Source organism: Chloroflexota bacterium (assembly GCA_018648225.1).
Lineage (GTDB): Bacteria > Chloroflexota > Anaerolineae > Anaerolineales > UBA11858 > NIOZ-UU35.
In genome coordinates this window covers 1-7,426 of record JABGRQ010000146.1, presented here as the reverse complement: position 1 = coordinate 7,426, position 7,426 = coordinate 1, and the positions used below count along the sequence as shown (strand labels likewise).

Annotated in this window: 11 protein-coding genes; all 11 read right to left on the bottom strand. The window is 51.1% G+C overall.

From position 1 onward, the window contains the following. On the bottom strand, positions 1–741 hold a 741-nt coding region (locus HN413_14055), incomplete at its 3' end, for an ACP S-malonyltransferase (protein ID MBT3391520.1). A 102-nt stretch (positions 742–843) separates the two neighbouring features. Beyond that, on the bottom strand, positions 844–1,023 hold the full coding sequence (gene rpmF / locus HN413_14050) for a 50S ribosomal protein L32 (GenBank protein MBT3391519.1): 180 nt from the start codon (positions 1,021–1,023) through the stop codon (positions 844–846). A gap of 96 nt (positions 1,024–1,119) precedes the next feature. Then, positions 1,120–2,181, bottom strand: coding sequence for a peptide chain release factor 2 (locus HN413_14045; protein MBT3391518.1), 1,062 nt, complete (start codon positions 2,179–2,181; stop codon positions 1,120–1,122). A 156-nt stretch (positions 2,182–2,337) separates the two neighbouring features. Continuing rightward, positions 2,338–3,057, bottom strand: coding sequence for a TrmH family RNA methyltransferase (locus HN413_14040; GenBank protein ID MBT3391517.1), 720 nt, complete (start codon positions 3,055–3,057; stop codon positions 2,338–2,340). Further along, positions 3,054–3,971, bottom strand: coding sequence for a signal recognition particle-docking protein FtsY (gene ftsY, locus HN413_14035; GenBank protein MBT3391516.1), 918 nt, complete (start codon positions 3,969–3,971; stop codon positions 3,054–3,056). Before ftsY ends, HN413_14040 begins: the two co-directional genes overlap by 4 nt. Continuing rightward, complete coding sequence (locus HN413_14030; protein MBT3391515.1) at positions 3,964–4,467, bottom strand: hypothetical protein; 504 nt, start codon at positions 4,465–4,467, stop codon at positions 3,964–3,966. Before HN413_14030 ends, ftsY begins: the two co-directional genes overlap by 8 nt. 69 nt (positions 4,468–4,536) lie before the next feature. Next, a complete protein-coding gene (locus tag HN413_14025; GenBank protein ID MBT3391514.1) occupies positions 4,537–4,950 on the bottom strand; it encodes a hypothetical protein in 414 nt (137 codons plus the stop codon). Positions 4,951–4,983: 33 nt separating this feature from the next. Continuing rightward, entirely contained in the window at positions 4,984–5,424 is a 441-nt protein-coding gene (locus HN413_14020; GenBank protein ID MBT3391513.1) for a hypothetical protein, read from the bottom strand. 23 nt (positions 5,425–5,447) lie between these two features. Continuing rightward, positions 5,448–5,900, bottom strand: coding sequence for an Lrp/AsnC family transcriptional regulator (locus HN413_14015; protein MBT3391512.1), 453 nt, complete (start codon positions 5,898–5,900; stop codon positions 5,448–5,450). Between the two features lie 48 nt (positions 5,901–5,948). After that, positions 5,949–7,085, bottom strand: coding sequence for a hypothetical protein (locus tag HN413_14010; GenBank protein ID MBT3391511.1), 1,137 nt, complete (start codon positions 7,083–7,085; stop codon positions 5,949–5,951). After that, entirely contained in the window at positions 7,082–7,369 is a 288-nt protein-coding gene (gene hisE, locus HN413_14005) for a phosphoribosyl-ATP diphosphatase (protein MBT3391510.1), read from the bottom strand. Before hisE ends, HN413_14010 begins: the two co-directional genes overlap by 4 nt. Positions 7,370–7,426: the final 57 nt, after the last annotated feature.

Here is a 7,426-nt window from a genome sequence, read left to right as displayed (position 1 = left end):
CACCTGTTCGGGAGAAGTCAAAGGCGCAGCGCTGACATTACCAATAATCGGAATACGCGGTGTTTCGATAGGGGCGGCACCCACAGCGGCGTTGAATTTTGATTGAGCGTGAATCATCAGAGGGGAATGTGCAGCAATACTGACTGCTAGCTTAACCACGCGTTTGGCGCCTGCTTCCGAGGCGGCAGACATGGCGCGCTCGAGGGCTGATTCTGCCCCCGAAAGCACTACCTGTCCCGGACAATTATCATTGGCAACCTGGACAACCTCGGTGGGGTTACTGGCCTGGGAACAAATCACATCCAACGAGGCAATATCCAACCCCAACACGGCTGCCATACCTCCCGGCGAATGCTCCCCGGCCGCCTTCATCAATTCACCACGCTGGCGCGCCAATCGCAGCGCCGCCGAAAAAGACAAAGCTCCCGCCGCAACCAGAGCGCTCAACTCCCCCATTGAATGACCAGCCACATAGGCAGGTATGAAATCCGGTTGCAACTCGAGCAAAACCCGCCAGGCTGCGACTGAATGCACCATCAGGGCGGGCTGGGTATTTACCGTGTCATTGAGTTCATCTTCCGGCCCAAACCAGGAGAGTTTCGAAATCGGAAAATCAAGAATATTTTCGGCCTCGGCATAGGTATCACGCGCAACGCTAAAGCCCTGTGCTAACGCATAGCCCATCCCGACAAACTGCGAGCCTTGCCCCGGAAATAGAAAAGCGGTGTTTTTTGCTGGCATATATCGCTCCTTATACGCAAAAACCGGGCATCAGCCCGGTCAGCGATGATTCTCTCTTAATTAACGCCAAAGAGCCGCAAAAGTCACGGCTCTTTGGGTATTTTACTCAGCAATAACGACGACTTCGCGTCCCTTATAATGCCCACAACTGGGGCAAACGTTATGCGGAAGCCGCTTCTCGCCACAATTGCTGCACTGCACCAGGTTTTTGGCCTTAAGTGCATGATGCGAACGGCGGCGGTCACGCCGTGATTTGGCAGTACGTTGCTTGGGAAGAGCCATGATCTTACTCCTACTTACAATTAGTATTGGTACACTAGAATAGCCCGTGGATTATACGGAGTGCCTGAGTGTCTGTCAAGGGGAAAACAAACCATTTTATGCCTGGTCGCCAACATTGGCCCGTAAATAGGCTTCGATCAGGCTATCCAGATCACCATCGAGTACGCCTTCGGCATTGCCAACTTCGTGATTCGTACGATGATCTTTCACCATTTTGTAAGGGTGCAGTACATACGAACGAATCTGACTGCCCCATTCGGCTTTGGTATATTCGCCGCGCAACTCGTCGATTTTCTCGGCTTTTTCTTTCTCTTTGATTTCCAGCAAACGAGCGCGCAATACTTTCATTGCCATCTCGCGATTCTGGCCTTGCGAGCGTTCATTCTGGCAGCTTGCCACAATCCCGGTGGGGATATGGGTGATACGCACGGCAGTATCATTCTTCTGCACGCTTTGACCCCCCGCGCCACCGGACTTGAAGGTGTCGATCTTTAGATCGCTCGGATTGATGGCAATATCGGCATCATCATCTACCTGGGGCAGCACTTCTACCAACGCGAAGGAAGTATGTCTGCGGCTATTGGCATCGAAGGGCGAAATGCGCACCAGACGATGCACGCCCTTCTCGGAGCGCAAATAGCCATAGGCGTAACGCCCGTCTACCGAGATGGTCACGCTTTTGATGCCAGCTTCTTCCCCAGCCGTGGCATCCACAATCTCGGTTTTGTAACCGCTGCGTTCCATCCAGCGCAAATACATTCGCTGTAACATCTCGGCCCAATCTTGCGAATCGGTGCCGCCCGCTCCCGCATGAATCGCCAGCAATGCATTGCCTTTGTCGTATTCCCCGGAAAGCATCGCCCGGAACTCACGCCGCTCAACTTCTTTTTCAATAGCTTCAGATTCTATGGCTAAATCGTCATAGAGCGAAGCATCGCCCATATTGCCTAATTCAAGCGCGTCCGAGAGACGATTTTTCAGTTTGTGCCAACTATTCACACTCTCCTGCAAATGCGAGAGTTGTTTCATAGTTTTTTGCGCTTTTTGGGGATTGTCCCAGAGACCGGGGGCTTCAGATTTTTTTTGCAGCTCTTTTAGCTTTTCTTCTCTGCCAGCTACGTCAAAGACGCACCAGAAGGTTTTGGATTTTTGTCTCACTTTCGCGGAGACGGGCGAGCAGTTCTTCCATTGCGTTTTCCTTCGGTCTTCTAACCTGTGCCTTCATTCCAAATAATACCGAAAAATAAGTGTGAGGTAGGTGCATTACACCCCGCTCACACTTATTTTTCGGGCATTCCTGCAATTATATGCAGATTAGTCAACTTGCGCCAGTGATGCCTGATACAACGTCACCCCCACAGCAATGCTTAAATTGAGCGAGTCAATCGCCCCACTCTGTGGGATACGCAAACTCGTGCCGATGGCGTGAAACTCCGGGGGAAGTCCGCTGCTTTCGTTGCCGAAAACCAACCCAAAAGGAGTCTGAAAGTCCACCTTATTAAGCGGTTTGACCCCATCGGTCATCAGCACATAGATATTTTGGCTATGCGCATTTTGATAGGCATTAAAATCCGCAAAATGTTCGAAACGCAGTTGAAAAAGCGCCCCCATAGCCGCGCGCAGCACATCGGGATGAAAAATATCCGCCGCAGGCTCGATTACCGCCAGATCATAAAAACCAAATCCCAGCATCGCACGAATAATCGTGCCCAAATTGCCACGGCTGCCAGGATTCACCAAAACAAGATGATTCGCTGCCGCATCGAGTGGAGCAGAAAATTTGCGCAACACACCGATGGCATAATCGTTCTCGCGCGCGCCGAGTCGGTTAAAATTTTTCTCGTGGATTTCAATCGGGATGGCGTTCTGCTGACAAAGTTGCTCAATTTTAGAAACACCGCTGTTCTGACTCGCTCGGGGGTGCAGCCAGACTCCAAGCACATCTTGCACCCGATGCGTTAACAGTTCGAGCGTGGGAAACACCCCAAAAGTATAACTGTGGGCAAAGTTTTTTTTGTAGCGTTTGAGGATCATTGAAAATCGGCCAGAATTCCTTCGATAAAGGCTTCGGGGTCAAAGGGGGCCAGGTCTTCAACCTTTTCACCCAATCCGGCAAAAAGAATCGGCAACCCCAATTCACGCTGAATGGCAAAGGCCATGCCGCCACGCGCAGATGAATCCAGTTTGGCTAAAATCACACCCGTTACGCCAACCGCGTCCTTGAACGCCCGCGCCTGATGCAGGGCGTTTTGCCCAGTGGTGGCATCCATCACCAGCCAAACAGCGTGCGGCGAGCCAGGCAACGCCTTGCCACAAACGCGCTGCACTTTCTTAAGTTCTTCCATCAGGTTAAAGCGAGTATGCAAACGCCCAGCGGTATCAATTAAAGCAAGGTCGGCTTTACGGGCTATTGCGGCCTGCACAGTATCAAAAGCTACCGCGCCAGGATCGCCTTCAGACTGACCAGCGATCACCGGGATATTCAGGCGTTCGCCCCAAATTTGCAGTTGCTCAATTGCCGCCGCGCGGAAGGTATCGGCTGCGCCAAAAACAATTTTTTTGCCCTGCTGCTGAAAACGCTGGCCCAGCTTCGCCATATTGGTCGTTTTGCCAGAGCCGTTGACGCCGACAACCAGTATCACGCTGGGCTGAGCATCCATCTTGAGCGGCGGGGGCGCGTCCAGGCGGGCAATCAACTCGCTCTTGATGGTTGCGCGTAATTCATCGGTGCGCGTCAGACCATCTTTTTGTTGGGCGACCTTCAAGGCATCGATCAGCTCTTCGGTGGTTTCCAGCCCCATATCGGCCTGAATAAAGAGGGCTTCCAGATTATCCCAGGTATCGGCATCGATTTCGCTGGCGCCGAGCAGATTGGCAATCCGCCCAAAAGTGGTTTTGCGCGTGCGCGCCAGCCCGGTTTTCCATTTATTGAAGACGTTTTCACTCATCGCCGTCTCCAGACAAATTCAGAATTTTTATCAATTGCTGAAACGCATAATACACAGTCCCCAGCGCCGTCAGAACCCCAAAGCCGCCGAATAGACAACGTCCCACCACATCATTGCCTTGTCCCGAAACGCTGAGCGGCCCAACCGATGTTGTTGTCTGAAATTCACGTTCTCCGGGGCCAAATCCAACCCACAGGAACACAGATGAAAAGGCAACCATGGCGCCAAGCACAAGAACATACTGTACCCACCGCATCAGTGCATCATGCTCTCCATCGGGGCCAGCAATTCCCTGGAGAAAAACCAATGCCCCTGATAGAAAGAACAACGCCCCAGCCGCCCCCAGCACCCAACGCGGCGCGTGCAAGCTGCTTGGGTCCATAGGAATAATTTCCAGCGCCATAAGTATAATCAAGCCGCCAACAGCCATAAAGATCAGGCCCATTAGCAAAGCCATCCCCCCTTGAGATTGAGTACTGATTTGTCGATTGCTCATCCTGCATCCCAAAAAACAATATCGCCCCAGTGCTGGGGCGATATTGCAACACATATATTCAATCACGCACTAAACCGCAGCTTCATCCGCGGGCGCATCTTTTTTGGCAATCTTCTTTTTGCCGGTCTCGATTACTTCTTCAATTTTTGATTTCTGATCTTCGAGCACAACCTGACCTTGCTGGCGTAATTCATCTGCTTTGGTCTTCGCGTCTTGAGCTAATTTCTCTGCCTGCTGACGCGCCTCAGCCATTTTGGTTTCAGCCTGGGTACGCGCTTCACCCAGCTTTACCTCGGCTTGTGTACGCGCTTCACCTGCTTTTTCTTCAGCCAAATCTTTTAACTCAATGCTCTTGTCACGGATATAAGTGCGAGTTTCTTCACCCGACTGAGGCGCTAACAACAAAGCCGCAGCTGCCCCAACTAAACCACCGAGCACTAACCCTGAAAGAAAAGCGCCAAATTCATTACTGTCGTTTGCCATTTTATTCACTCCTTTGTTAAACTGCTGAGATAATTATTTTTTGGGTCGCACAAACCGGATCAAGTGACCGAACCCGGCCAGATATTCATTCATTTTCATCACGGGTTCAACCAGATTATCACTCAAAAACTGCGTTGTACCACGCAAGGTACTCACTGTTTCGTTGGTTGAGTCCATAATGGGTTTGATTTCATTTTGCAGCAAATTGATCAGACGCGCAAGTTGAACGAGCAAAATCACCAGCGCCAAGCCGATGACAATCGATTCCAGCGCCATAAAAATGATAAAGACGTCTCGCACGCGCGCTGTATCCGTTGATGGACGCAGCAACAAGAAAACAGCGCCCACGATCACGGCCAATAGCGCGATCCCGCCGATCACAAAACCAACAACCAGACCGCGCTGATTACGAGTATCTTCGGGAGCAGGTAATTCTTCCGTTAAATCTTGGGTGGGGATTATTTCTGTATCCATTATTTATAATTATAGCACAAGGCCTATTCCAAATTTAGCGGACTTAGATAATTTGTAGTCTTAAAATTGCGCAAAATGACAAAAGTTTGTGTGTGTGTCACTCCCTCAACTGAACGCAATTTTTGGCTAAGAAATTCACTCAGATGCTCACCATCATTACAATATACCGAGATCATCAAGTCAAATTCACCAGAAACCATCACCACATTGCTCACTTCACCAAAAACGGCTGCTTTTCTGGCAACCTGTTCAATATTGCCTCCACTGATCGAAACCCCGATCAGGGCAGAAACCTGATAGCCCATCTTGACCGGGTCCACAACGCCAACGATTTGCAGCACATTTTCATCCATCAACCGCGTGACGCGGTTGCGCACTGTGCCTTCGGAAACATTCAATTGGCTGGCGATTTCGGTAAACGGTTTGCGCCCATCCGACTGCAAGAATTCAAGAATTGCGAGATCAAGTTCATCCATTAGTAAGTTTTTCCCTAGAATATAACGAAAATCGTAATTACAGCTATTCTACTTCGACAACGAGCCGCGCACAAGACCCGCCATCAGCGCTTCTGGCAGACTGAAGAAAACTTCAGCCCCCACTGAACGCAAAGCAGCTTGTTTTGCCTTCACCGCCGATATTCCAAAATAATGCCAGAAACTATTCAGACCCAACTCCTGCAAAATACCCTGCGCGGCTTGCGCGCTCATCAAACCCGCGCTGGTATCTTCAAAAACATGCACCTCAACGCTCTGAAATTGATGCCACTCAGACATATTTCGCCCATCCAGAGCCAGATCCGCAGCAAGGTAAAGTGCGGTTTCCGCATCCACACCCCGGGCGCGCAGCAAGGCCGCCAGTGTATGTGCCGGGGATGGTTTTCGCAACGCGCCCACATCCACGCCACGCTGCTGACTGAGCCAGAGCATATCGCCATAACCCACGATCGGCAGCGTAGCCAGGCCAACACGCTGAGCACCAATTTCGGCTTCGGGCGTACTCAAACCTCCATGCCGCGAGGGCCGATTGGTAAATATTGCTGCCTGATGCCCATCTTCAGCAAGCCAGTTCAACAACATGGTGCGTTGCTCCGAAGTCAGATTTGGGCGATCAAATTGCGACAAGAAACTTTCGGACTCAAACCAGGGAAGTAGGGAATATGTTTCGGCGAAAATTGGGCTGCCTAGCACCAACTCCTGAAAGATGCGATAAGTGAGCGATTTTTCAATCGAATATGCATCACGCAAAATTTGGCGGATAAATTGCTCACGCGGGTGGCCGGATGCCAGAGTCTGTTCTGCCCGAATGACAGGGCTGCCGAACTCACTCGGAGGTTGATTCAGCTTATCGAAGAGCGCATCCCACTCCGGAGCGAGTCCGCGCTCACTTGGGAACAAGCCCTCGGTGAGGGTGGCTGGTATCCCCAGGGACGGGAAACGCTCCCACAGCGGCAGCATCAACCAAACAAAACAAAGCGCCGACGAATCCCACTCGCTGGTAATCCCGGCGGCTTCAAAGGCGGCAATATCGGCAGGGGTGAGTTCTACGTTTTTGTAGCCCAGCGATTCGCCGATCAAACGCACAGTTTCGGTCAGCGCTTTGTGATAGCCGCCCGGCTCGAGCAGCACGCCATCCATGTCGAAAAGTAAAATTTTCTGACTCATTTGTGGCGCTGGCGAAGTTCGGCTTCGATATCGTCGAGGGTGACGTCTTTAGCGGCGAGCATCACCAGGGTGTGATAGAACAGGTCCGCGGTCTCTTCGATGATACGCTGCCTACCCTGACCCTTAGCCGCCAGAATTACCTCTACAGCCTCCTCGCCAATTTTTTGCAAAATTTTATCTTCGCCTTCGGCAAACAGCCGCGCCGTGTACGAGCCTTCGACAGGGTTGGCTTTACGGTCTTCAATGATGGTGAATAGTTGTTTTAGCATCTTACCAATCTCCATTCCTTAATCACAAATACATACGAATTGCACAAATTTACGAATGTTTTTTGTTATCTC

Bases quoted from the DNA above. Each gene is read 5' to 3' on its own strand.
- rpmF (MBT3391519.1), bottom strand. From the start codon at position 1,023: ATGGCTCTTCCCAAGCAACGTACTGCCAAATCACGGCGTGACCGCCGC.
- HN413_14040 (MBT3391517.1), bottom strand. From the start codon at position 3,057: ATGATCCTCAAACGCTACAAAAAAAACTTTGCCCACAGTTATACTTTT.
- ftsY (MBT3391516.1), bottom strand. From the start codon at position 3,971: ATGAGTGAAAACGTCTTCAATAAATGGAAAACCGGGCTGGCGCGCACG.
- HN413_14030 (MBT3391515.1), bottom strand. From the start codon at position 4,467: ATGAGCAATCGACAAATCAGTACTCAATCTCAAGGGGGGATGGCTTTG.
- HN413_14025 (MBT3391514.1), bottom strand. From the start codon at position 4,950: ATGGCAAACGACAGTAATGAATTTGGCGCTTTTCTTTCAGGGTTAGTG.
- HN413_14020 (MBT3391513.1), bottom strand. From the start codon at position 5,424: ATGGATACAGAAATAATCCCCACCCAAGATTTAACGGAAGAATTACCT.
- HN413_14015 (MBT3391512.1), bottom strand. From the start codon at position 5,900: ATGGATGAACTTGATCTCGCAATTCTTGAATTCTTGCAGTCGGATGGG.
- HN413_14010 (MBT3391511.1), bottom strand. From the start codon at position 7,085: ATGAGTCAGAAAATTTTACTTTTCGACATGGATGGCGTGCTGCTCGAG.
- hisE (MBT3391510.1), bottom strand. From the start codon at position 7,369: ATGGAGATTGGTAAGATGCTAAAACAACTATTCACCATCATTGAAGAC.